At 40.2% G+C, this 23934-nt stretch carries 24 protein-coding genes and 1 riboswitch; of the genes, 5 read left to right on the top strand and 19 right to left on the bottom strand.

The window, feature by feature from the left end; translation table 11 throughout:
• Window positions 1–12: 12 nt before the first annotated feature.
• The 5 genes from rplI to BMY14_RS14375 all read right to left on the bottom strand — a co-directional run bounded on the left by rplI (window position 13) and on the right by BMY14_RS14375 (window position 5219).
• Entirely contained in the window at window positions 13–459 is a 447-nt protein-coding gene (gene rplI / locus BMY14_RS14395; RefSeq protein ID WP_019553748.1) for a 50S ribosomal protein L9, read from the bottom strand.
• Entirely contained in the window at window positions 431–2443 is a 2013-nt protein-coding gene (locus BMY14_RS14390; protein ID WP_019553747.1) for a DHH family phosphoesterase, read from the bottom strand. The genes rplI and BMY14_RS14390 overlap by 29 nt, the downstream gene beginning before the upstream one ends.
• 32 nt (window positions 2444–2475) lie before the next feature.
• Window positions 2476–3435 carry a YybS family protein gene (locus BMY14_RS14385; RefSeq protein WP_091833188.1) on the bottom strand — a complete coding sequence of 320 codons (960 nt, stop codon included), beginning with the start codon at window positions 3433–3435 and terminating at the stop codon, window positions 2476–2478.
• A gap of 528 nt (window positions 3436–3963) precedes the next feature.
• Window positions 3964–4410: a hypothetical protein gene (locus BMY14_RS14380; RefSeq protein ID WP_091833185.1), complete on the bottom strand. Its 447-nt coding sequence runs from the start codon at window positions 4408–4410 to the stop codon at window positions 3964–3966.
• Window positions 4407–5219 carry a DUF3100 domain-containing protein gene (locus tag BMY14_RS14375; protein ID WP_019553744.1) on the bottom strand — a complete coding sequence of 271 codons (813 nt, stop codon included), beginning with the start codon at window positions 5217–5219 and terminating at the stop codon, window positions 4407–4409. Before BMY14_RS14375 ends, BMY14_RS14380 begins: the two co-directional genes overlap by 4 nt.
• A 254-nt stretch (window positions 5220–5473) precedes the next feature.
• Between BMY14_RS14375 and BMY14_RS14370 the strand changes: the two genes are divergently transcribed.
• Window positions 5474–6781, top strand: a complete 1308-nt coding sequence (locus BMY14_RS14370; protein WP_245741428.1) for an amidohydrolase — start codon at window positions 5474–5476, stop codon at window positions 6779–6781.
• 156 nt (window positions 6782–6937) lie between these two features.
• Here BMY14_RS14370 and rpsR read toward each other — a convergent pair whose 3' ends face one another.
• The 6 genes from rpsR to ychF all read right to left on the bottom strand — a co-directional run bounded on the left by rpsR (window position 6938) and on the right by ychF (window position 11097).
• On the bottom strand, window positions 6938–7168 hold the full coding sequence (gene rpsR / locus BMY14_RS14365; RefSeq protein WP_019553742.1) for a 30S ribosomal protein S18: 231 nt from the start codon (window positions 7166–7168) through the stop codon (window positions 6938–6940).
• A 14-nt stretch (window positions 7169–7182) separates the two neighbouring features.
• Entirely contained in the window at window positions 7183–7599 is a 417-nt protein-coding gene (locus BMY14_RS14360) for a single-stranded DNA-binding protein (protein ID WP_019553741.1), read from the bottom strand.
• Window positions 7600–7624: 25 nt separating this feature from the next.
• The gene (gene rpsF / locus BMY14_RS14355) at window positions 7625–7909 is read right to left on the bottom strand and encodes a 30S ribosomal protein S6 (protein WP_019553740.1); all 285 of its coding nucleotides are present in this window, start codon (window positions 7907–7909) and stop codon (window positions 7625–7627) included.
• Between the two features lie 144 nt (window positions 7910–8053).
• Entirely contained in the window at window positions 8054–9397 is a 1344-nt protein-coding gene (locus BMY14_RS14350) for an MFS transporter (RefSeq protein WP_091833178.1), read from the bottom strand.
• A gap of 70 nt (window positions 9398–9467) precedes the next feature.
• Window positions 9468–9914, bottom strand: a complete 447-nt coding sequence (locus tag BMY14_RS14345) for a DoxX family protein (protein ID WP_091833175.1) — start codon at window positions 9912–9914, stop codon at window positions 9468–9470.
• A 76-nt stretch (window positions 9915–9990) separates the two neighbouring features.
• Window positions 9991–11097 (bottom strand): redox-regulated ATPase YchF, encoded by a 1107-nt coding sequence (gene ychF, locus BMY14_RS14340; protein WP_019553737.1) that lies wholly within the window; start codon window positions 11095–11097, stop codon window positions 9991–9993.
• A gap of 387 nt (window positions 11098–11484) precedes the next feature.
• Between ychF and BMY14_RS14335 the strand changes: the two genes are divergently transcribed.
• From BMY14_RS14335 to BMY14_RS14325, 3 genes are all read left to right on the top strand, one after another.
• A complete protein-coding gene (locus BMY14_RS14335) occupies window positions 11485–12612 on the top strand; it encodes a M20/M25/M40 family metallo-hydrolase (RefSeq protein ID WP_091833173.1) in 1128 nt (375 codons plus the stop codon).
• Window positions 12613–12796: 184 nt separating this feature from the next.
• Entirely contained in the window at window positions 12797–13486 is a 690-nt protein-coding gene (locus tag BMY14_RS14330) for a response regulator transcription factor (RefSeq protein ID WP_091833170.1), read from the top strand.
• 2 nt (window positions 13487–13488) lie between these two features.
• On the top strand, window positions 13489–14628 hold the full coding sequence (locus BMY14_RS14325) for a sensor histidine kinase (protein ID WP_091833167.1): 1140 nt from the start codon (window positions 13489–13491) through the stop codon (window positions 14626–14628).
• 48 nt (window positions 14629–14676) lie between these two features.
• On the opposite strand, the gene pflA is transcribed toward BMY14_RS14325, so the two are convergent.
• The 3 genes from pflA to BMY14_RS14310 all read right to left on the bottom strand — a co-directional run bounded on the left by pflA (window position 14677) and on the right by BMY14_RS14310 (window position 18513).
• Window positions 14677–15414 (bottom strand): pyruvate formate-lyase-activating protein, encoded by a 738-nt coding sequence (gene pflA, locus BMY14_RS14320; protein WP_245741427.1) that lies wholly within the window; start codon window positions 15412–15414, stop codon window positions 14677–14679.
• 9 nt (window positions 15415–15423) lie between these two features.
• Window positions 15424–17652 carry a formate C-acetyltransferase gene (pflB, locus tag BMY14_RS14315; protein WP_091833161.1) on the bottom strand — a complete coding sequence of 743 codons (2229 nt, stop codon included), beginning with the start codon at window positions 17650–17652 and terminating at the stop codon, window positions 15424–15426.
• A gap of 281 nt (window positions 17653–17933) precedes the next feature.
• Window positions 17934–18013, bottom strand: a riboswitch (ZMP/ZTP riboswitch).
• A gap of 254 nt (window positions 18014–18267) precedes the next feature.
• Window positions 18268–18513, bottom strand: a complete 246-nt coding sequence (locus BMY14_RS14310; protein WP_425438921.1) for a DUF951 domain-containing protein — start codon at window positions 18511–18513, stop codon at window positions 18268–18270.
• Between the two features lie 193 nt (window positions 18514–18706).
• Here BMY14_RS14310 and BMY14_RS14305 point away from each other — a divergent pair, with 193 nt between their 5' ends.
• Entirely contained in the window at window positions 18707–19489 is a 783-nt protein-coding gene (locus tag BMY14_RS14305) for a carbon-nitrogen family hydrolase (RefSeq protein ID WP_091833158.1), read from the top strand.
• A 73-nt stretch (window positions 19490–19562) separates the two neighbouring features.
• On the opposite strand, the gene BMY14_RS14300 is transcribed toward BMY14_RS14305, so the two are convergent.
• From BMY14_RS14300 to BMY14_RS14280, 5 genes are all read right to left on the bottom strand, one after another.
• Entirely contained in the window at window positions 19563–20465 is a 903-nt protein-coding gene (locus BMY14_RS14300; protein WP_019553729.1) for a cation diffusion facilitator family transporter, read from the bottom strand.
• 276 nt (window positions 20466–20741) lie between these two features.
• Window positions 20742–21386, bottom strand: a complete 645-nt coding sequence (locus BMY14_RS14295; protein ID WP_091833155.1) for a CBS and ACT domain-containing protein — start codon at window positions 21384–21386, stop codon at window positions 20742–20744.
• 120 nt (window positions 21387–21506) lie between these two features.
• Window positions 21507–22211 (bottom strand): ABC transporter ATP-binding protein, encoded by a 705-nt coding sequence (locus BMY14_RS14290; RefSeq protein WP_091833205.1) that lies wholly within the window; start codon window positions 22209–22211, stop codon window positions 21507–21509.
• A gap of 8 nt (window positions 22212–22219) precedes the next feature.
• Window positions 22220–22987, bottom strand: coding sequence for an ABC transporter ATP-binding protein (locus BMY14_RS14285; RefSeq protein WP_091833152.1), 768 nt, complete (start codon window positions 22985–22987; stop codon window positions 22220–22222).
• Window positions 22987–23931 carry a branched-chain amino acid ABC transporter permease gene (locus BMY14_RS14280; protein ID WP_019553725.1) on the bottom strand — a complete coding sequence of 315 codons (945 nt, stop codon included), beginning with the start codon at window positions 23929–23931 and terminating at the stop codon, window positions 22987–22989. The genes BMY14_RS14285 and BMY14_RS14280 overlap by 1 nt, the downstream gene beginning before the upstream one ends.
• Window positions 23932–23934 lie beyond the last annotated feature (3 nt).

The raw sequence follows: 23934 nt of genomic DNA, 5'->3' as shown, positions 1-23934 counted from the left end.
CTCTGCCTCTTCCTAGCCAGCGATTACATGTACCTTAATTGTACTTGTAATCTCCGGGTGCACTTTGATTACAGCATCATAATCGCCAACACCCTTTATACCGCCTTTAATTTCAATTTTTCTTTTATCAATTTCAAGATTGTGTGTGGTCTGTAAAATATCCGCCACATCTTTACCCGTTACAGAGCCAAATAACTTACCGCCTTCACCGATTTTAACGGGAATGCTTACTTCAATTTTTGACAGCTGGGCCGCCATAAGCTTTGCCTCATCCGTTTCTTGTTGTTTTTTTAACTGGGCTGATTTTTTCTTTGCATTGGCTACATTCATATTAGCAGTATTGGCTTCAACTGCATATTTTTTCGGCAAAAGAAAATTTCTGCCGTAACCTTCTGATACTTCTAAAATATCACCTTTATTGCCTACTTTTTTAATGTCCTGTTGTAATATTACTTTCACTTTTGTCACTCTCCTCAATATACTGAACGCTCAGCTCAATCGCTTTGCGTCTTATTTCTTCTATATCAGCATGTTTAATTTGTGCACCAGCAACATTTTGATGTCCACCACCACCAAATTCCTCCATGATAACCTGCACATTGATTTCACCGGTTGACCTGGCACTGATACCTACGATACCATCTTCCAAATGGAATAAAACCATACTCATTCTCACATCTTCAATCCTAAGTAAAGAATCCGCAATCTGAGCCGCAATAACTTGGGCATTCGAAATTCCAGCTGGGCAGGAAGCCACGATAAGTCCGCCTTTAACAAATTCTGAACTACACAAAGACCGTGCTTTCGCCAGATTTGTTTCATAGTCAGTCCTAAAGAGGTGCCGCACCATCACTGGATCTGCACCAGACCGCCGCAAATAGGCAGCTGCATCAAAGGTTCGCACCCCCGTCTGCACTGCAAAATTTTTGGTGTCCACAACAATTCCTGAATAAAGTGCCGTCGCATCCATACGAGTCAAAACAAGGTCTTCACTGAAATACATCAAAAGTTCTGTAATGAGTTCGCTCGTTGAAGAAGATGCCGGTTCTATATAAACCAGCAGGGGACTTTCAATAAACTGCTCTGAGCGTCGATGATGATCGATAACGATTACTTGCGAAACACGATCCAAAAGTGATGGTGCTGCAACAAGATGTGGAATATGCGTATCAACAATAAATAAAACCGGATTCAGCGCCGTAATTGTTCCTACGTCACTACTACTCATAAAGAGGTCTTGATAACTTTCATCATCTTTAAGCAAATCTGTAAACTTATCAATGCCTTCATTCATATCACTTAATATAATATGAACGTCCTTATTCATATGGCGAGCCATTTTGGCAATCCCCATCGACGACCCTAAACAATCAAAATCTTCATTGTGATGACCCATTATGAGCACGCTGTCCGAATTGTCGATGATTTCATGTAAGGCATGTGCCACAACACGAGCTTTCACTCGCGTGTGTTTTTCTACAGCTTTCGCCTTACCACCATAAAACTGCATCTTCCCATCAACCTGTACAGCGACTTGATCACCACCACGACCAAGAGCCAGATCCAACCCTGCTGTAACTTGTTCACCAAGCTGGGCAATCGTCGTATCATCGCTGACAGCGGCCACGCCAATACTTAATGTCACCGGAAACTTATTCGCACCATGAATTGCTCGAACTTTATCGAGAATATCAAATTTGTCCGCGAGCACACGATCTAAAGCACGGCGTTCCATAATAGCTACATAAAGATCCTCTGAAATACGTCGCAAAAATCCACCGATGCTCAAAATCCACTCATCGAGCAAACGATTGACTTCTACAATAATTGTTGTTCGCTGCGCTTCACTGATTCCCTGCAAAACTTCATCATAATTATCAATCTGAATATAGCTGAGTACTGGTTTTTCCATCGTACTACGACGCTTGAGTTTTTCAAATTCACTAACATCCGTAACATAAAATACCATAAGGCCCTGTACATCATCGGATGTCGCTACCGGACGATGTTTGGCACGATAAAACTTATCTTTATAAGCAAAAATATATTCACTATCTTTGCCCCAAATTGGCGTTACAATGGCACGCGGCCAAAATTCTTTAATAGATGTCCCAATTTCCGGTTTAAAACCCAGCCATTTACTAAGCTCTTTATTGTACCAACGAATTCTGGCATCATAATCGACAATCAAAATAACCGTTGGCAATTGTTCAATGGCATAATTGGATAATTCATTGATATTTTGAATGATATTTTTATAGTAATAATCCAAAGCCCTCTGGCGATCCTGACAACGTTCTTTTGCATAAAAAAACAACGTAACCCAAATCAGCAGCCCAATCAGCGCAATATAGATATTATAATGCAATAGCACCAAAAGCAACCCGCCCATAATAACCATATGGATACAAATATCAAGCCATGCAGACATATTCCGAGGCATAGAAAAACCTCCCAGTTCACTATCTTTTCTTATCATTTTTTCATTGTAAAACGGCGCCGATAATCAAAAAGTATATCAAACAATCCTGTGAATCCCAAAATCTGAATAAACGCTCCATTTGTGAGGATAAGAATAATTATAATACCTCGCATGAGTTTTGACAATTGATAACGGTTCGCTGCATATTGCAAAAGAGCCAATCCCTGAATAAGCCCTAAAAAAGTTGCCAGCATATTTGCATTAATTGAGATCTGATACAAAACCGTCAGCTCACGCGTCCCGCCCCAGTACATACCCACAAGGGAAAATCCATACAAATAAACCAACACTCTGGGCAGGCGCCATTCTTCAAAAACAGGCAGTGTCGGTAAATCTTTATGACCCAGCCGACGCAAAACTTTCCCCGCTACGGCAAAATTAACATAAGCATCTAATGTTCCCATTAATATAACAATAAGTGGAAACAGCATTGTAACAAGCTGCAATCCTTTTGTGAAATCCGTATCCATTTGCGTTAGCTGCGTTTCGCTCATTCCAGCACCACGATAGATATCCAAAGACATCTCAAAAGCTTCTTTCAACATATCAACCTGCATCGTTAGTGGATTGATATTCATTAAGAACATCACCATCAAGAGTACAGCTGATTTAGCAATAATAGAAACGCAGACACTACTAATTAATGCTTTTACTGCACTATATTTTTTGCGATAAGCAAATCCAAGCATCAATCCAACCGGTGCAAATGCTACAACCATGCGTATGGCTGTCATAGGTTCGATTAATAGAGCAATCAAAACACCCGATACAATTGATGCCATAATGCCCCAGCGAATTCCATGCCGCACACTTAATATAATAATCGGCAGCGGCCAAATGATTGCCATGACGGTTCCCAAAACCGGTACATAGACACTAATCAATGCCATAACAACAGCAATTGCCGATAAAGCTCCACTTTCTGTCAGGGGCGCTAGTTTGTGATTCACCATTGGTTCACCTCTTTTTAAAAATTATTCGGACCCTGTTTTCCATATTATTCGAAATAAAATACAAATCTTTCTGCCGAACACACTTGAAAGAATCGACAGGTGATTTTACATCATTATTTTATTTGATATACATTAAAGATACCATAGATTGAGCAGAAACACAAAAATATTGAAAAGGAGAATCATTATAAAAATGAATTACTGCTAAAAAATGAAATTTCCGGTTGTTCACTTGGAATTTCGTTTATTTTTTCTCAGCATATACTCAATACCTTAATATAAAAAGAAGTCTTTTATGATTGATATTGGCTGCCTGTAAAAAAACGATGGTTCTGTAAAAAACAGTCAACCTAAGCGCATCATACGCTATTGTGCTAAGCTTAATTATCATGACCGGGCTTGTCTTTTTACTGGACGTAAAACAGGAAAAAATAAGACTACGGCGCCGGAAGCTGCTTGTAAAGCGAGAGCAACCAATGTGTCGTAGTCTTATTGGAATATTTTTTACCATTCAATGCTTGTTTTTTATCAGATAATACCTTCTAAATGAAGCATGATTTCAGCGATAAAAGTTGCACAGATAAATGTTCCTGTATAAACGGCCAAAGCGACCACAATGATACGCCATGACATTTTTTTGAACATGACAATATCTTTCCCGACCGTCAGGCCGGCATAAGACAATACCACGGTACAAATCGCCAGAAAATCAACTTTTGTAGTGTACTCTTTAACAAAGTCAGCAACAGGTGAAATTGGCGTTGAAGATAAAATAGCCAGAATTGATACCCAAAAAACCATCGGCAGCTTGCCCGGAATTATTTTTGCAAGCCATATCCCCAAAAGTGTAATAAAAACCAAAATACCACACCCGATTAAAGCATCCCAAACGGGTACGGCGTAGCCAACCATGCAGACAATAGCAGCAATCAAGCCCGCAACAAGAAAAGTCAATACTGTTTCACGCTGATTCATTGACTTGCACCACCTTTTTTCAAACGATTCGGACTTAAAATCGGACTCAGCCGTTTATATAAATAATTGGTAATCGGCAATGAAACAAACAAACAAAAATAAATGCCAACAATGGTCGTCAGTAAATTACTAGCTCCCGCATACATTAAGATCTGCTCTTTTTGTTCAGGAAATACCGTAGCAATCGCCCCTGTGGCTGCAGCCATCATACTGCCAGAACCAACACCGGACCCCATCGCTAAAGCATAAGGATGAAAAATGTGCATTGCTGCTAAAAAACCGGCAATCAGACCAATCCAAATTGCACCAAAAACGGTACCACAAATATAAATTGCCATGACCCCACGGCCTTCTGCTGAATCAAGACCATATTTTTCGGCAATGATTGCAATATTGGGTTCACGATCAATCGAAAAAGTTGCGCCGACTGATTCCCTGCCCAAACCTAGAGCAATTGCAATTGGCAGACCTAAAACAACCGTCCCGAGAAAATGTCCCAATTCTTGTATGGATAAAGCAAACCCGGCTTCAGCGACTTTATTTAGCGAAGGCCCAATAATGACGCCTAATTTTGTGACCAAAATCAAAGTCAACAGACTAAGTACCGATGTGGCGTGTTTCATTTCGCCAGCTTTTATCATTTTCAACTTTGGCCAACTAATAATGCCACCTAAAATCATTGCGTAGAGCATTGGTAAAAATAGCAGAACACCTGGTCCAACTGGTATTTTTTTGACTCCAATTAATTCTGAAATAATTGCCAAAATAAGTGCTATGATATGAATTTTCCAGTTTTTTAATACATCCAAAGTAAATCTCTCCTTCATTGTTATGCTTTTTAAGCATAAGAAAAACCTTCGTAATGTTGTATACGAAGGCCCCATTGCCAAACATAAACGATTTTATTAATTTATACAGCTAGCATAAACTGATAATACTTGTTATTATATTGAATAATAGGATGTATGTCAATTTATAAATCGATTTTATGAGTTTTTACTCGAAGGACAACTGTCTTTTACGATAGACAAACACTCTAAACGAAAAACAAGGAGTTGTTATTTTGCAAAATTTATTAAAGCAAAAAGTCTGTGAGGCTATTTATGCCCACAAAGAAGAAATTATCACGTTAGCAAACTCAATTGCTAACGAACCAGAACTTGGTTTTAAAGAAATAAAAACTTCCCAGAAAATCACCGACCTATTCGAAAAATATGAAATTCCTTATACACGTGGTCATGCGATAACGGGCGTCAAAGCGCACCTGCAAGGAAAATCCAGTAAACGAAAAATTGCCATATTAGGTGAAATGGATGCGATTATCTGCCATGACCATCCAATGTCCAATATGGAAACCGGGGCCGCACATGCCTGCGGTCATAACGTACAAATGGCAATATTAGCGGCTTGTGCGATCGGTTTAAAGACGTCTGGTGTAATGCAAGCGCTCGACGGCGATGTAATCCCGTTTGCCGTACCAGCCGAAGAATACGTGGAAATCGAATATCGCAACCGTCTAAAAGAGCAAGGAAAACTAAAGTATTTTGGCGGAAAATCCGAACTGATTCGCTGCGGCGATTTTGATGATATCGATATGGCGATGATGATGCATGTTTCGATGCAGGGCGAAGAAAAACGACGCATCGATGTTGGTGGCACAAGCAATGGTTTTATCGGCAAAATGATTCGCTTCAAAGGTAAAGAAGCACATGCCGGTAGTGCCCCGCACGAAGGAATTAATGCCTTAAATGCCGCTTTAATTGCCCTTACTGCCGTAAATGCACAACGCGAAACCTTTCGCGATGAAGATTGTGTCCGATTTCATCCAATCATCACCAAAGGTGGTGATTTAGTCAATGTAGTCCCGGCAGAAGTCTGCATGGAAAGTTATGTACGAGCCAAAACAGTCAAAGCGATGATGGATGCAAATCAAAAAGTCAATCGCGCCTTAAAAGGTGGTGCAATGGCCATCGGTGCCGAAGTTGAAATCAATGACATGCCCGGTTTTTTACCGATGATCAATAATTCGGCGCTAACGACCATCTATGAAAAAAATGTATTGGAACTTTTAGGCGAAGACTCGATTGAGCACCTCGGACACAGCTCAGGCAGCACAGATATGGGTGATCTGTCACATATTATGCCTGTCATTCATCCGTGGTTTGGTGGCGGCACCAAAGGTACCGTACATACACGTGAGTTCGCAGTAACTGATGACGAGATGGCTTACTTGCTTCCCGCCATCACTATGGCAGCAACCATAATTGATTTATTAACGAATCAAGCCGAACAAGCCGAAGAAATTCTGCAGGATTATCAACCAGAAATGACAAAAGAAGCTTATTTGCAGTTTATGGAATCCATTCATTAAGACAAAATGGAGTTATCTCTTGATTGAGATAACTCCATTTTCTTTCATTTAAACAATTTACACAAGTTATGCACAGGAAATCCACAGTATTTTGTGGATAACTTGTGTAAATTTATGTTTTTCTTCAAAAAAAAAGAGCCCTAAGGCTCTTCTATCTTATTCAGCAGTGAACGGCAGTAAAGCAATATTACGTGCGCGTTTGATTGCTACAGTTACTTGACGCTGATGTTTAGCACAGTTACCTGAAATACGGCGCGGCAAAATCTTCCCACGTTCCGTAACATAACGGCGTAATTTAGCAACATCTTTATAATCGATAGATTCTACTTTATCAACGCAGAAACTACAAACTTTTCTTTTTGGTTTTCTTCCTCTTTCACGTCTCATCGAACATACCTCCCTTAAAATGGTATTTCTTCGTCAGGGAAGACTTGTGATCCAAAGGAATCTGCACCGCCCGTTGCAGGTGCTGCACCAGCCTGATCTTCCGGTCCTCTGGTAGGTTTGCCACCCATGAATTCAATCTCCTGGGCTACTATTTCTGTCACATAACGCTTCGATCCGTCCTGTGCATCATAGTTTCGAACCTGCAGCCGACCTTCTACTAAGACCTGACTTCCTTTAATCAAATTATTTCCACAAATTTCGGCCAGTTTTTCCCATGCAACGACAGGAATGAAATCAGCTGTATTTTGCTGATCGCTTCTACTAAAACGGCGATTCACTGCAACAGTAAACGAAGCAACCGCTTTCCCACTTTGCGTATAACGCACTTCAGGGTCACGTGTAAGCCGACCAACTATAATTACCTTATTCATGGTAAGTTCCTCCCTGGCTTTATTATTATTCTTCTTCTTTAATGATCATATGTTTTAAAATTTCGTCAGTAATCTTCATTACACGATCAATTTCAGCAACGCATGCTGGATCACATGTAGCGTAGAATAAGCAATAGAAACCATCTGCATGGTCTTTAATTTCATATGCAAGATGTTTTTTGCCCCAACGATCTTCTTTGTCAACCGTACCACCATTGGCAGCAATCAAATTAGCGAATTTTTCAATTACAGCGTTTGTTGCTTCTTCTTCAATTGGTTTAACAATGAATATGACTTCGTACTTTCTCACGAAATCACCTCCCTCTCTGGACTAATGGCTCCTATATTTCAGGAGCAGGGAAGGCCCAAAATTGTATTTTGAAACCTAACTGTCTTATGACTAAATGATTATATCATTTATTGCCGCATGATGCAAGATAATTCACAAAGACTTTTATGTTCCTCGCGCTAAGGAGACAAAGACACCACACGCACAACAAAAAGCCTGAACGGCAAAAATCACGGTAAAACTGTGCAGCATCACTGTCGCAGAAACCCCCGACGTCTGCGGATAGAGTGACAATATAACCGTCACTACCGCCATACTGAGCGCCTGTCCACTCAGACGCATCACCGATAAGATCGAAGATGCCACCCCATAAATCGGTGGATCCACAGCCCCCATGACTGCATTGCTATTCGGTGAAGAAAAGAACGCAAAACCAATACCTATGAGAATCAAATTTAGACCAAGCAGCCAAATCGGTGTTTGCTGCGTCAAAAAAGTAAAAAAGAACAACCCCAGCATTGTCAGAAACATCCCCGCCGATGCTACGAAACGTGGCTGAATTTTATCTGACAAAGTACCCGCCCATGGTGAAAAAATTGCCATTAAAAGTGGTTGGATCAACAAAATCAGCCCAGCCGTTGAAGCATCAAACCCTCTCACAAGCTGCAGATAAAGTGACAAAACAAAACCAATGGCAAACGTTGAACTATAGTGGATCATTGCTGCCAAATTTGACATAGCAAAAATTGTATTGCGAAACAAATACAGTTCAATAATAGGTTGTTGGCTTTTCGTCTGTTCATACACAAAAAGCACCAGCAGTAAGACCCCACTCCCCAAAATACCAAACGCCCAAGGATTGACCGCATAGGCTGATAATCCATATAAAACAGCTATACTAGAAGTGCAATACAAAAAGCTGCCAAAAACATCAAGTTTTTCGCCTTTTACGCCATACCATTCTATTTTCACTTTTACGATTGCCACGAGGCTCACCAATAGTCCCGCTGCTGTAAAAAAAAAGATAGCCCGCCAGCCTAGATATTGCGTAATCAAGCCACCAATCACCGGTCCAAACGATAGGCCCATATAGGTTGCTGCCGCTGAATAACCAATCACTTTACCACGATCCTGCGCCGTATGCCCCGAAATTAAAAGGGCCATACTCGTACTGAAAATCATCGCCAGGGACAGTCCTTGCAATAACCGAAAAACGATCAGCATTGGCAGCGATACAGAAAAACCGGCTAAACAGGTCGTTACCAACAAGCAAATAAGCCCGCTTTGATAAATTTTTTTTCGGCCTATGCTGTCAGCCAGTTTTCCAAATGGAACCAAAACGGCAACAGATCCCAAAAGGTATGCGGTTACAACCCAGCTGAGCATCGCCGGTGGGAAGACGAAAGTTTCCGCAATAGACGGAATCGCTATATTGATAGAACTGCCCATAAAAGGTCCCAAAAACGATGTTGTCAAAACAGTCAGAAAAATTAAATTTGCCTGTGACATGCTTTTACCCCCTTGTTTTATCTAAAAGGGTTCTCTGTAATAAAAATGCTGTATTGAGCCAATAATATCATTACCACTTATTGCGAATCCATTTCAGTTTATAATCCAAGCTATACTTTCCCGGGCCAATTGCAATCGCCGCAAAAAAGGAAAAACCATCTTCCAAGGATTGCGATGCTTTCGCTAAACCTTTGTCACTCATCATCTGCGTACTGAAAGCAGTCATCATATTGACAAATAAAAAAAAGCAGGCAAAGCGATAAAAAAATCCTAAGAAAAGAAACAAACCTCCGAAAAACTCAATGACACCAGACATAAAGCCAAAAAAAACTGGAAAAACGCTAATGCCAAATACGGCCAAAGACTGCCCAAGCCCTGTCCAGACATCAACACCGCCTGTAATTTTGGGAAACCCATGCCACATAAACATGCAGCCAATCACGATACGGAAAAGCAGTACCGCCGCATCGATTCTTGCATTTAAAAATTCATTGATGTCTTGTAAAAAATATTTCATATCATGACCTCTTTTCAGTAAAATTAATATGTAAAAAACAACGCATGACCCTATTGCCATGCGTTATCTGTCTTACTTATACGTTGAATCTAAAATAAGTTACGTCTCCGTCTTGCATTACATACTCTTTTCCCTCAAGACGAACTTGACCTTTTTCCCGAGCCGCTGCATTACTGCCCGCAGCAATCAAATCATCATAGGATACGATTTCAGCTCGAATGAAACCACGTTCAATATCCGTATGGATTTTCCCGGCAGCCTGCGGTGCCTTTGTACCTTGTGTAATAGTCCACGCACGACATTCGTCAGGACCTGACGTCATAAAGGTCAAAAGGCCAAGTAATTTAAAAGAAGCCTTGATCAATTTAGTCAAGCCAGATTCTTCAAGCCCCAGTTCTTCTAAAAACATCTTTGCATCATCGCCATCCAGTTCAGCAATTTCAGATTCAACTTTTGCCGAAATAACAACGACTTCTGCACCTTCTTCAGTAGCATATTGTTTTACTTTCTGCACATATTCATTCTCGGTTTCCGCCGTTACCACTTCATCTTCCGCAACATTGGCAATAAATAAAGTTGGTTTTAGTGTCAGCAAATGTAGTTCGCGAACCATCGTCACTTCTTCTTCCGTCATTTCAACACGACGAGCTGGTTGTGCTTCTTGTAAAACTTCTTTGATACGAAGAAGTACATTTTCTTCGACTTTCGCATCCTTATTGCCACTGCGAGCAATTTTGGCTAAACGGTCCAATCGTTTGTCCAGCGTTTCCAAATCAGCCAGACACAATTCCGTATTGATGATTTCAATATCACGCAGGGGATCGATTGATCCTTCAACATGGGTAATATTGGAGTCGACAAAACAGCGCACAACCTGTGCTACAGCATCCACCTGGCGGATATGCGCCAAAAATTTATTTCCCAGCCCTTCACCCTGTGCAGCACCTTTTACAAGCCCTGCAATATCAACAAAACGAACCGATGCTGGTGTCGTTTTTTTTGAATTATACATTTCATGCAAAACCTGAAGTCTGACATCCGGTACATCAACAACGCCAATATTGGGTTCAATCGTACAGAAAGGATAATTCGCCGCTTCCGCCCCCGCTTTTGTAATCGCATTAAAAAGTGTACTTTTTCCTACATTTGGCAGCCCAACAATACCTACTTCTAAATTACTCAAAACATATTCCACCTTATTTTTAATATAGAGACAACTCACTTACATTTATCTTAAACAACCGCCACAAAAAACGGTATTGTAAAATGAACAGAAAACCTAAATTTTCTGTTCACATGTTCGAAATTTTTAATTGAACTATTTTTGTAGTCTTTTCTCATTTTAGATGATACAGACTTGAAATGCAATACCTTACGACATTTTGTTCCAGTAGACAGAACACAAAAAAATAACCAGTGCAGGATTTCATAAGCCGTATAGAGAAGTGCTTATTTATTCCACTGTATAGGAAAACGGAAAATTTATAAATTTCTCTCACAAAAACCAATCGTATCCCTGTGAAGACGGCTTCACACAAAGCACACTGCATATTTTTTTAGGAGGCTTTTTATGATTCATCGAAAACGTGTATTAGCCGAATTTTTTGAGCTCGTACAAATTAAATGCTCTACTCGCCAAGAAAGAGAAATTGGCAATCTACTCAGCAAACGCCTAACAGATTTAGGTGGTCAAGTGATCGAAGACAATGCCGGAGAAAAAATCAATGGCAGCTGTGGCAATCTAATTGCCACTTTTGAAGGAAATATGCCCGGACTCCCCACCATCATCTTCACCGCACACATGGATTGTGTTGAGCCGTGCAGCCCTGTGAAACCACAAATCATTGACGGCATCATCACTTCCGATGGAACGACGATTCTCGGTGCGGACGACAAGGCCGGCATCACCGCCATCTTAGAAGCCCTTCGGCTTATTAAAGAAGAAAACCTTCTTCACGGTAACATCCAAGTTCTTTTCACTGCAGCCGAAGAAGGCGGCGTATTGGGTGTAAAACATGTCAATCGCAATTTATTGCATGCTGATTTTGGTTATACATTAGATTCAAGCGGCCGTCCAGGAAAAATCATAACGGAAGCTCCTGGCAAAAATAAAATTTTTATTAAAATACATGGCAAAGCAGCACACGCTGGCATTTCCCCAGAAAATGGAATCAATGCCATCGTTACCGCCGGAAAAAGCCTTGCCAAGCTGCCACAAGGACGAATTGATGCAGAGACGACCTGCAATGTTGGTACCATTCAAGGTGGACAGGCAACCAACATTGTAGCTGATCTTGTAGAAATCGTCTGTGAAGCACGCAGCCGAAATCAACTAAAACTGGATGAACTCACAACGCAAATATGCGATATTTTCAAAAACGAAACTGAGGCAGCCGGTGCAGCACTTGATATTGAGATTCAAAAAGATTATGGTCCCTATGTACTAGACAAAAACTCGCAAGGCATTTCCATTGCGGCAACCGCTGCCAACAAACTTGGACTGCAAGTTGAACTGACGACATCCGGTGGCGGCAGCGATGCAAACGTCTTAAATAAATATGGCATTCCCGCCATCGTGCTTGGTGTCGGCATGGAAAAAGCCCATACCACCAATGAATATATCATTGAAGAAGATTTATATTCATCTGCTGCCTGGGTGCTGCAAATTATAAAAGACACAGCTCAGGTACGCGATTAAAAAATAAGCAGCGAGAGCAAATATATGCTCTCGTTTTTTTATATAAAACAAACGCCACAAAAACGTATATTGTCTTCAAAAGTTCTTCATAACATCTTCACATTATTTGCGTATTATAAAAGTAAGCTATTATGCACTGAAAAAGCATTTTGACAGACTTCAAATTAAGAAAGGAATTTTCTTTATGCCTCCATATTCCGTCCTCATTGTCGACGATGATGATAAAATCGTCCAATTACTTAAAGCCTATTTCGAAAAAAACAATTTTCTTGTCCATACCAACAGTAATGGCTTAGATGCTATAAAATCTATTCAAGAAAAACATATTGATATCATGATCTTGGATTTGATGCTGCCCGGATTAGATGGCTGGGAAGTCTGTAAAAAAATCCGCCAGCAAAGTGACTTGCCAATCCTTATGCTGACAGCCCGCGATGAAGAAAGTGACCGACTTGTTGGTCTTGAACTCGGTGCGGATGACTATGTTACGAAACCATTCAGCCCTAAAGAAGTCGTTGCCCGTGCCAAGGCAATTCTCCGACGTACGTATCGTGAAACCGGCACACAGGAACAATGGATACAATCCGGTCCATTAAAAATTGATCTGGCACGTCACCTTGTCCTAAATAACGAACACCCCTTAGAACTGACACCAACTGAATTTAAACTGCTTGAAATTCTTGTCCAAAACCCCGGAAAAGTTTTCAGCCGACTGCAATTAATCGAACAAATACAAGATTTTGCCTATGAAGGGTATGAACGAACGGTTGATGCACATATTAAAAACCTTCGTCATAAATTAGAAGAAGATAGTAAAAAGCCAAAACATATTGTAACCGTCTACGGCATTGGCTATAAGTTTGCAGGTGAATAAACATGTATAAAACCTATATGTCCATTACAACTAAAATTGCTGGCTTAACATTTCTGTTAGTGTTAGCCACTATCTTTATTTTATGTTATATTGGTCACAGCCAAATCACAACTTTGTTTCATGAATATCTACGCGTCAAAGGTGCTGCTCTGGCTAATGCCTCGATAGACTTCAGCACGATAAATGGTCCGGAACAAGATTTTCTGGACGGCTTTCGTGAATCATTTCGCATGGCAGCCATTGCGGTATCGTTAGTTGCAATCATTGCCGGATATGCTCTAGCTCGCACCATAACGGACCCATTATGTAAACTCAGTAAAGCAACGGAAAGAATCGCCAAAGGGCATCTTTATCAAAATGTCAATGTCGAAACCAATGACGAAGTGGGCTGTTTAGCGGACAGCTTCAATCGCATGTCAAAATCACTGGCTAAAAATGATAAAGTAAACAAACAACTGCAAGCAAATATTTCGCACGAGCTCAAAACCCCACTCGCTATCATCCAAGGGAATCTGGAAGGTATGCTTGATGGTATCATTGAACCAAGTGATGAGCAACTGCGTTCTTTACACGAAGAAGCTGTCCATCTCAATCACCTGATTAAGGAACTGCATGATTTGTCACTGGCGGAAGTCTATCAGCTTCACTTGCAAAAAGTTCCCTGTAATATCAATCAAGTTGTTGGACGCAGTTTGCGTGTCTTAAAACCGCTTAGCGATAAAAAATCCATTGATTTACATGCCGATTTCGCAAAAAATATTCCTAATCTGGAACTCGACATTGAACGAATCCATCAGGTTTTTTATAATATTCTATTGAACGGAATTCGCTATTCTCCTATTGGCAGTCAAGTCCAAGTTAAAACACAGCGACGCACGATGGCCGGACAACGCTGGGTTTGCATTTCCATCAAAGATAATGGACCTGGTATCAATCCCGAAGATCTGCCACATATTTTTGATCACTTTTATCGCGGTGAAAAATCACGTGATCGCAAAAGCGGTGGCTCCGGACTTGGTCTTGCCGTAGCAAAACATATGGCTGAAAACCACGGCGGTGATATCTATGTGACCAGCTCCCTTGGTGTCGGAACAACATTTGAAGTACTACTGCCGCTTGAAACGATCCATGCCACTACCTAAAATGCAAAAGGTGCACTCTAGAATAAAATTTCCAGACTGCACCTTTTTTTATTTTGGATATTGGAGTGGTATATTTGCCGTCAGCAGCATATCTGAAACCCGTTTTACATCAGTAGAGGTCGCCGCTGGAACACCTTCCAGCTTATAGACCATACCTAATTCATTCCATTTATAAGCGCCCATAAAATGGTAGGGCAATACATCTACTTTTAGCTGTACATTTTTAATAGAATGCAGCAATTCGATAAGCTTCTTTATTGATTCTGCATCATCAGTAACCTGAGGGATAACAACATAGCGCACGGTTACCGGTTTATGTTCAGCAATATAACGCAGATTGCGGATTATAGCCTCATTAGAATCAGCCAGAGTAAGCTTTCGATGCAATTTATGATCAATCGCTTTCAGTGAAAACAGAACATGGTCTGTATAAGGTAAAACTTGCAAAAGTGCTTCCGTTTTACAAAATCCAGCCGTGTCCAAGGTTGTATGGATACCATCTTTCTGACAGGCGGCAAAAAGGTCTGTTACAAAGTTCGGCTGCAAAAGCGGTTCTCCACCACTAGCAGTAAAGCCCCCACCGGAAGCATCATAAAAATTCCGATACTGATTTATATCCTTGAGTGTCGCCTCGACCGTTATTGATCGTTCACCCTTGATCCAAGTATCAGGATTGTGACAAAACGCGCAGCCGAGCCCACACCCTGCCAAAAAAAGCACATAACGAATACCCTCTCCGTCCACTGTACCAAACGTTTCTTTCGAGTGATAATAGCCAATCATCATACCACCCGCTTATACAGCTTCATAAAAAGTACGGCTAATGACTTCCAACTGATGAGCCTGACTCAATTTGACAAAATGCACGGCATAACCTGATACGCGGATTGTCAGTTGTGGATATTTTTCTGGTTCTTTCATCGCTGCCACAAGCAGTTCCCGATCAAAAACATTGATATTAATATGATGCGCTCTGTATTTTGAATAACCATCCAATAGTGCTGACAGGTTATTGATTCGAGCCGTTTCTGTTTTTCCTAGCGCCCCCGGCACAATCGAAAATGTATATGAAATACCATCTCGACAATCATCGTATGAAATATTTGCCACCGATCGCATTGCAGCCAGTGCCCCATTGGTATCGCGACCATGCATTGGATTAGCACCCGGAGCCAGTGGCTCTCCTGCTTTTCGACCATCTGGTGTCGATCCTGTTTTTTTGCCGTACATGACATTCGATGTGATCGTCAATACCGATAAAGTATGCTTCGCCTGACGATATGCCGGATGTTTTCTAAGTTCCGTAATAAATTCATGGGTAATTTCTGTGGCCAGTGAATCAACACGTTCATCATTATTTCCGTATTTAGGGAAATCTCCCGCTACGACAAAATCAACAGCGACACCTGCCTCATTACGGATTGGTTTTACTTTTGCATAACGAATTGCACTCAAAGAATCAATGGCCACCGAAAGACCCGCTACACCAAAAGCCATCAGGCGTTCGATTTTACTATCATGCAACGCCATCTGCCCTGCTTCATACGCATGACGATCATGTGAGTAATGGATTACATTCATCGTATTCACATAGAGTCCAGCCAACCAGGCTAAAACTTCCGAATAATTTTTGCGAACAACTTCATAATCCAGATATTCCCCTTCTGGAATTGGCATTACTGGTGCGAGCTGTTTATCTGTCTTTTCATCCTTCCCTCCATTGATGGAAAGCAACAAAGATTTAGCCAAATTCGCCCGAGCGCCAAAAAACTGCATCATTTTCCCGAGTTTCATTGCAGATACACAGCAAGTAATACCATAATCATCACCATAGACATCACGCATCACTTCATCGTTTTCATATTGGATGGCACTGGTCTTTACTGAAACTTTTGCCGCAAATTTCTTGAAGTTTTCCGGTAAGCGATCTGACCAGAGAACCGTTAAATTTGGTTCAGGTGCCGGACCAAGATTATATAGGGTATGAAGCATTCGATAAGAATTTTTCGTTACTAAAGAACGTCCATCCTGTCCGATGCCGCCGATTGATTCGGTAACCCATAATGGATCACCAGCAAAAAGTTCATTGTACTCTGGTGTCCGGAGCATGCGCGCTAAACGAAGCTTAATCACAAACTGATCGATAATTTCTTGAGCCCCAGCTTCCGTAAGAATACCCGCCGCTAAATCACGAGTAATATAAATATCTAAAAAGGTCGAAGTCCTGCCAATTGACATCGCTGCACCATTTTGTTCTTTAATGGCCGCCAAATAACCAAAATAAATCCACTGCACCGCTTCTGTCGCATTTTTAGCTGGCAGAGAGATATCAAATCCATAGGACTTACCCAGTTCAATCAAGTCTTTTAACGCTTTAATCTGCTGCGAAATTTCATCACGAGTTCGCATTGTTTCTTCTAACATAGGTGAAACAAAAACCTCATCTTTGTCTTTTTGTTTCTGTGCAATCAGATAATTTACACCATAGAGAGCAACGCGGCGATAATCACCGATGATGCGACCACGTCCATAGGCATCGGGAAGTCCTGTCAGCAGACCCAGCGAGCGCGCGCGGCGCATTTCTGGTGTATAGAGGCCAAAAACTGCCTGGTTATGCGTTGTAACATGATTGGTATAGATGTTTTCAATTTCCTTATCTAGTTTATATCCATATTCTTCACAAGCTTGTTCGGCCATACGTAGACCACCATTAACAATAAGACCTCGTTTAAGGGGTGCTTCCGTCTGAAGACCAAAAATGACTTCATTTTCTCGATTGATGTATCCTGGTTTATGTGAAACGACGGTCGAAACCAATGCCGTATCGACATCAAGAACACCACCTTTTTTATTTTCTGCCGCTAAAAGCTCCGTACATGTATCCCAAACTTTTTTTGTCTTATCTGTCGGTCCTGTCAGAAAGCTCCCATCACCATCATAAGGCAAATAGTTTGTCTGTATAAAATCTCGTACATCAATTTCGCTCTGCCATTTTCCTTTGTTAAAACCATCCCAAACATTCATGAAACATACCTCCGCTATTTATATATTACGTTATATTTTTTATGAAATAAATATTTGTCTCACTTGCTGCAGCATAAAAGCTTTGCTCATTATATTCCTATTTCACAAACTATGTCAATATATTACGTGCTGGTTTTAAGACTTACTACTAATTATTTTAAATATTTATTTAAAAGATCATATTTAAAAAGGATATACATTTAGCACCTAATCTTAATTATTGCGCAAATAATCCAAGTTATTTTAGGTCTAAAAATAGACAAAGACCGCCCAGGCAAGGTCAATCTCGCCCAGGCGGTCGGCAATTCACAATACAGTTCCTCGTGGTAATCCACATTTTCCGCCAGTCCTGTATCGGCTAAAATTTATCTCATGAGGTCATTATAGGTTATGCAAATAAGCGTGTCAATAAAAATAAGTTACAATTTTCGCTTCTGTAATAACTAAAAAATATTGAAACCTTTAATTTTTATTATGATTATGAACAACAACTTTAGATTTAAAAATAACTTAAAAATTTTTATAAATAAAAACTATTTTACCATAAAAAAATAATCATTTTTTTGTAAAACAAAATGTAATACCAGCTCTTTATTTCACAAAAAATAATGTATCTCAATAGCCTAACCGATCAGGTTTAAAGGGTTCTGTATTTTTTTCCACAATCAATTTGACTGCCTTCTCAAATTTCGGACGCGGTATCATTACAAACCGGCCACACCCTTTACATTTCAAGCCAAAATCAATACCAGTCCGCGTTATTTCCCATAAATCGCTGCCACATGGATGCTGCTTTTTCATCTTTACCACATCACCAATATCATATTGTATTCTTTCCATAGAATCTACACCAGCTTCCATTGATATTTCTATTCTTATTTTATACAAAAACACATGAGAATAAAAGCCTTTTTAGTAATTTGTAAATAAACTTCTGTTTAAAATCACTTGCTTTTTCTATGCTATGGATTCAAAATAGAAGCAATGGCTTTTTTGCTTCGTAAACTATAAATTTCAGGTTTTTCTTTAACAGTAAATGAGGTGTAATGATTTCATGAAAGTATCTTTACTACAAATGCACATCAAATTTGGTGATTTTGCCGAAAATAAAAGGACTATTGTTAGGCTGCTAGAAGAAACCATGCTTAAAAATCCAGATATAATCGTGCTTCCCGAAATGTGGAATGTCGGGTTTTATCCCAAACCAGTTGGAGAATATGCAGACCCCGATGGAACTGACACTAGAAAGTTTTTAAGTAAACTCGCCAAAGATCATCAAGTCAACATCGTCGGCGGCTCTATTGCCAATCGCATCGGAGAAAGAGTCTACAATACAAGTTATGTCTTTAATCGCGATGGTGAACTTGTGTCTACCTATCATAAAACACATTTATTTTCACCCGCTCAGGAAGATATCATCTTTACACCCGGAGAACATTTCAACACCTATGTTCTTGATGGTGTAAAATGCGCTACGATTATTTGTTACGATCTACGATTTTGTGAACTCGTACGACTTTTAGCCTTAGAAAAAATATCCGTTTTATTTATTCCAGCAGCTTGGCCGATTGAACGATTAATGCACTGGAAAACCTTAACCCGGGCTCGAGCGATTGAAAATCAAATTTTTGTTGTAGCCGCAAATGGCTCGGGGACCTTAGATATGTTGCAGCTCGCGGGAAATTCGCTGATCATCGATCCCTGGGGCGAAATTCTCGCCCGGGCAGATGAAGATGAACAAACTCTCCATGCCAACCTAAAGCTGGCTATTTTACAAGATATTCGCAGTTCGATGAATATCTTTCAAGATCGCAAACCAAAATTATATGAACAATAAAAAAACGGGGGACTGTCTCGATTCAAATCGTGATAGTCCCCATTTTTCATTTTATACTGCATTTAATTTTCTTTCATGATAAAAGTTTTGGTTCTGCATGATGATCGGATGGTTCTGCATGAATCAGTACATCAAAAGATCCTAACGCCGTTTTAATTTCACTCTCAAGTTCATCACAAATTTGATGCACTTGTTCTAAAGACATATCTTTCTCAAAAATAAGGTGTACATCAAGCAAACAATACGATCCAGAACGTCTTGTCCGCAAGCGATGAAACCCCATAACGTTATCATGCCGACTGAATATTTCACCGATTATCCTTTCTTCTTCTTCAGGCAGGCTTGTATCTGTAAGCTCTTTTGCACTTTCGATTACCATTTCATACCCTGTTTTAAAGATAATAATAGCCACAAAAATAGCAATCAAGGGATCCAGCCAGAGCCACCCGGTAATTTTTATTCCCACCAATCCTGCAAGAACACCCACCGATGTCCATATATCCGCGCGAAGATGTAAGCCATCTGCCTCAAGTGCTTGTGACTTAGTCTTTTTAGCCACAACCATCAGCCTGGCAGAAACAAAATAATTCACTACAATTGAAATGAGCATAATCAAAATACCATATTCCAAAAATTCAGGTTCAGCAATATTATTAAATTTTTGTATCGATTCATAAACAATTGCAATTGCGGCAAAGACAATCAGCAGTGCTTCGATCGCAGACGATAAATTTTCAAATTTACCATGTCCATAATCATGTCCCATATCTGGCGGCTCAACGGCCTTTCTTACGGCAAAAAAAGCAATGATTGCCGCAATAAGATCCACACCGGAATGCATAGCCTCCGAAACAAGGCTTACTGCCCCCACATACATACCAACAATTAATTTCAAAACGACCAGCAGTGTATTTGATAAAATAGATAACCAAGCAGTTCGTTGTTTTAATGCATTATTTTGCTGTTCTTCTGTCATTATACTTCCTCCTAAAAATGGCTCAAAATAGTTTAATAATCCAAACAAATCCGCACAGACCATCCTTATTTTCTCAATTAGGGTATAAAAAAGCCTGTGAGACCCATTTACATGGTCCCACAGGCTTTAACTCTGCTGCAATACGCCCGGCCATCTCAGTTTACACTGATTGGCTTGATCCTATATCTTATCTTACCATAATTTTTTAATTTCTGTAAAGTATTTTCAATAAAAATTTTTAATTGATAATTACTTTCGTTATTATTCTCATTTATATTACCCGATTTTCACAAAATGCTCAACGATATAGGCCTTGGCAGCAAGTTTTTCTTTAATCAATTCAATATTATCAAAATCACCACGAACAACAATTTCATATTCACCGGTATCTTTTTTACAGGTAACTAAACTATCCAAGTTCAGTCCCATTTCAAAAAACACTTCAGCTATTTCTTTAACTGCACCAATTTTATCTTTCACAGCAATCGTCAGCCTCGTTTTGCCTTCAGGCAAACCCATAACATCCACAAACGTTTTAAAAATATCTGTTTCCGTTATGACACCAACCACCGCACCAACGCTGCTTACAACTGGCATCCCACCAATTTTATGCTTATACATAAGAAGTGCCGCCTCTTCAATTGTCGCATCAACAGGCACTGCAATCACTTCTTTTTGCATGATTTCCTTAATCATCATCTTAGCTAAAAGCGAATTAATTTCATATTTAGCCAACGTTGTCGCTGGTGATGGGGCCACTTTCATAATATCACGGTCACTTAAAAAGCCAACCAGGGTACCGCCTTCAACAACAGGCAAACGGCGAAATCCATGTTTTTTCATCAATGCAGACGCTTCGTCTACTTTTGTTTCCGGTTCGACCGTAATCGGATTTTTGGTCATTCTATTCGCTACAAACACATAAAACAACTCCTCTCGCAATACTTGCTTATATTGAGTAATGTTCGATATTTCTTAGCATCTTCCTTTAAAAAATAAGCAAACAGCAAAAGCTGTTAGACAATTGCTGTTTATTTATGATCAACCACCAAGATAAGCTTTACGAACCGCTTCGCTGGCCGCTAGATCTTTTGCTGCTCCGGCTAAGGTGATACGTCCTGTTTCCAGAACATAAGCCCGATTGGCAATCGAAAGGGCCATATTGGCATTTTGTTCCACAAGCAAAACCGTTGTACCTGTTTTATTAATATCTTGAATAATTGAAAAAATTTCTTTTATCAACAGAGGTGCCAAGCCCATGGATGGTTCATCCAAAAGTAAAAGCCGAGGACGACTCATCAAGGCCCGTCCCATAGCCAGCATTTGCTGCTCCCCGCCAGACAAAGTTCCCGCTTCTTGCGTTTTACGTTCTTCTAACCTTGGAAAACGAGCAAATACCATTTTCAGATCTTCCTGAATCCCTGCTTTATCACTGCGCACATATGCCCCTAAATCAAGATTTTCCATTACCGTCATATTCGCAAAAATACGGCGGCCTTCTGGAACTTGTGATATTCCTGATTTAACAATACGCTGGGCTGCAATACCAGCAATATTTTGGCCTTCAAACTCAATTTTACCGATTTTAGGTTTTAAAAGACCCGAAATGGTCCGCAAAATTGTCGATTTACCCGCACCGTTTGCTCCAATCAGAGTTACAATTTCACCTTCATTTACTTCCAGGCTGATACCCTTGATCGCATGAATTGCCCCATAATATACATTGATATCTTCAACTTTAAGCATAGTTCCCATTATTCTACCTCGCTTCCAAGATAAGCTCTGATAACTTCAGGGTTATTCTTGATATCGGCTGGCACCCCACTAGCAATGATACTACCATACTCCAGCACATAAATACGTTCGCAAATCCCCATAACCAGACTCATATCATGTTCAATAAGCAGAATTGTCAACCCGAATTCCTCGCGAATCCAGCGAATCATTGTCATCAATTCTTGTGTTTCCTGTGGATTCATACCGGCTGCTGGTTCATCTAGCAACAGCAATTTAGGCTGTGCGGCTAACGCCCGCGCAATTTCCAAACGGCGCTGCGCACCATAGGGAAGATTCTTGGCTATTTCATCTTTTTTATCATCTAATTTAAAAATCTTCAGAAATTCAATCGCTTTTGCTTCGATCTCTGCTTCTTCTTTAAAATAACGCCCCACACGAAATACCGATTCAAACAAACCATACTGCACATGAAAATGATAGGCTATTTTTACATTATCCAAAACACTCAATTCCGAAAACAAACGAATATTTTGGAAAGTACGTGCTATACCACGCTGCGTAATTTGATAAGGTTTCATTGCAAGCAGGCTTTTGTCATCAAAATCAATCGTGCCGGTTGTTGGCTGATAAACACCGGTCAACAAATTAAAAGCTGTTGTTTTTCCGGCACCATTTGGTCCGATAAGTCCCACAAGTTCACCCTTATTTACATACATGTCAAAATTAGAAACGGCTTTTAACCCGCCAAACAGTTTAGAAACACCTTCGGCTTTCAGTAAACTCATTACTTACGACCTCCTTTAAAACGCTTAAATATCTTCAAATCGGTAAGTTCTATATTACCAAATAGACCTTGCGGACGATAGAACATTAATAAAATCAAAGCAAGCGAATAAATAATCATTCTAAATTCTGGCCAGCTGGCAAGTGCCGCTGAAATAAATGTCAAAATAACTGCGCCGACAATAGAACCTGTAATGGAGCCAAGCCCTCCCATTACAACCATTGTAAGATAGTTAAACGATGCCATAAATGTAAACGACGCTGGATGAGCAATGTAGAAATAATGCGCAAATAAGCCTCCTGCAACGCCCGCAAAAGCAGCACCGATTGTAAATGCCATCACTTTATATTTGGTCGTATCGACCCCCATGGCTTCGGCAGCGATTTCATTTTCACGAATCGCAATACAGGCCCGTCCATGTGATGAATTTACAAAGTTTTTAATAAAGAAAATACTGAACAATACGATAAAAAACGTCCACGCAAAATTTGTATAGCGAGGAATCCCCATAAAACCAGATGCTCCACCGACATATGAAATATTAAGAATGCAAATACGAATGATTTCACCAAGACCAAGTGTGGCAATTGCCAAATAATCGCCCTGCAAACGCAGTGTTGGCAACCCAATCAGGAAACCTAAAGTACCCGCACCAGCGGCACCACCAATTAATCCCACGAGAAAAGGCATTTGAAACTTAACGGTCAAGATAGCACTTACATAAGCCCCCACTGCCATAAAGCCAGCATGTCCGAGGGAAAACTGCCCCGTATACCCATTTATTAGATTGAGACTTACCGACATGATAATGTTAATCCCAATCAAAATGATATTAAGTTCCCAAAAAGAACCTATAATATTTTCTGTTAACAAAAGCTGTATGATCGCAAAGCCAACGATACTTAATGCTATAATCTTAATGTCTTTTATTCTTGATAAATTCATCTT

Origin of the sequence: Propionispira arboris, assembly GCF_900109225.1 — a bacterium.
In the GTDB taxonomy this organism is placed as follows: domain Bacteria; phylum Bacillota; class Negativicutes; order Selenomonadales; family Selenomonadaceae; genus Propionispira; species Propionispira arboris.
The sequence above is the reverse complement of the archived record's forward strand: the minus strand, read 5'-3'. Positions and strand labels throughout refer to the sequence as shown.

Bases quoted from the DNA above. Each gene is read 5' to 3' on its own strand.
- rpsR (WP_019553742.1), bottom strand. From the start codon at position 7,168: ATGAGACGTGAAAGAGGAAGAAAACCAAAAAGAAAAGTTTGTAGTTTC.
- BMY14_RS14390 (WP_019553747.1), bottom strand. From the start codon at position 2,443: ATGCCTCGGAATATGTCTGCATGGCTTGATATTTGTATCCATATGGTT.
- BMY14_RS14380 (WP_091833185.1), bottom strand. From the start codon at position 4,410: ATGAATCAGCGTGAAACAGTATTGACTTTTCTTGTTGCGGGCTTGATT.
- BMY14_RS14385 (WP_091833188.1), bottom strand. From the start codon at position 3,435: ATGGTGAATCACAAACTAGCGCCCCTGACAGAAAGTGGAGCTTTATCG.
- BMY14_RS14325 (WP_091833167.1), top strand. From the start codon at position 13,489: ATGTATAAAACCTATATGTCCATTACAACTAAAATTGCTGGCTTAACA.
- BMY14_RS14300 (WP_019553729.1), bottom strand. From the start codon at position 20,465: ATGACAGAAGAACAGCAAAATAATGCATTAAAACAACGAACTGCTTGG.
- BMY14_RS14330 (WP_091833170.1), top strand. From the start codon at position 12,797: ATGCCTCCATATTCCGTCCTCATTGTCGACGATGATGATAAAATCGTC.
- BMY14_RS14360 (WP_019553741.1), bottom strand. From the start codon at position 7,599: ATGAATAAGGTAATTATAGTTGGTCGGCTTACACGTGACCCTGAAGTG.
- pflA (WP_245741427.1), bottom strand. From the start codon at position 15,414: ATGATGATTGGCTATTATCACTCGAAAGAAACGTTTGGTACAGTGGAC.
- BMY14_RS14310 (WP_425438921.1), bottom strand. From the start codon at position 18,513: ATGGAAGCTGGTGTAGATTCTATGGAAAGAATACAATATGATATTGGT.
- BMY14_RS14335 (WP_091833173.1), top strand. From the start codon at position 11,485: ATGATTCATCGAAAACGTGTATTAGCCGAATTTTTTGAGCTCGTACAA.
- BMY14_RS14350 (WP_091833178.1), bottom strand. From the start codon at position 9,397: ATGTCACAGGCAAATTTAATTTTTCTGACTGTTTTGACAACATCGTTT.
- BMY14_RS14280 (WP_019553725.1), bottom strand. From the start codon at position 23,931: ATGAATTTATCAAGAATAAAAGACATTAAGATTATAGCATTAAGTATC.
- pflB (WP_091833161.1), bottom strand. From the start codon at position 17,652: ATGAATGTTTGGGATGGTTTTAACAAAGGAAAATGGCAGAGCGAAATT.
- BMY14_RS14285 (WP_091833152.1), bottom strand. From the start codon at position 22,987: ATGAGTTTACTGAAAGCCGAAGGTGTTTCTAAACTGTTTGGCGGGTTA.
- BMY14_RS14290 (WP_091833205.1), bottom strand. From the start codon at position 22,211: ATGCTTAAAGTTGAAGATATCAATGTATATTATGGGGCAATTCATGCG.
- BMY14_RS14305 (WP_091833158.1), top strand. From the start codon at position 18,707: ATGAAAGTATCTTTACTACAAATGCACATCAAATTTGGTGATTTTGCC.
- BMY14_RS14345 (WP_091833175.1), bottom strand. From the start codon at position 9,914: ATGAAATATTTTTTACAAGACATCAATGAATTTTTAAATGCAAGAATC.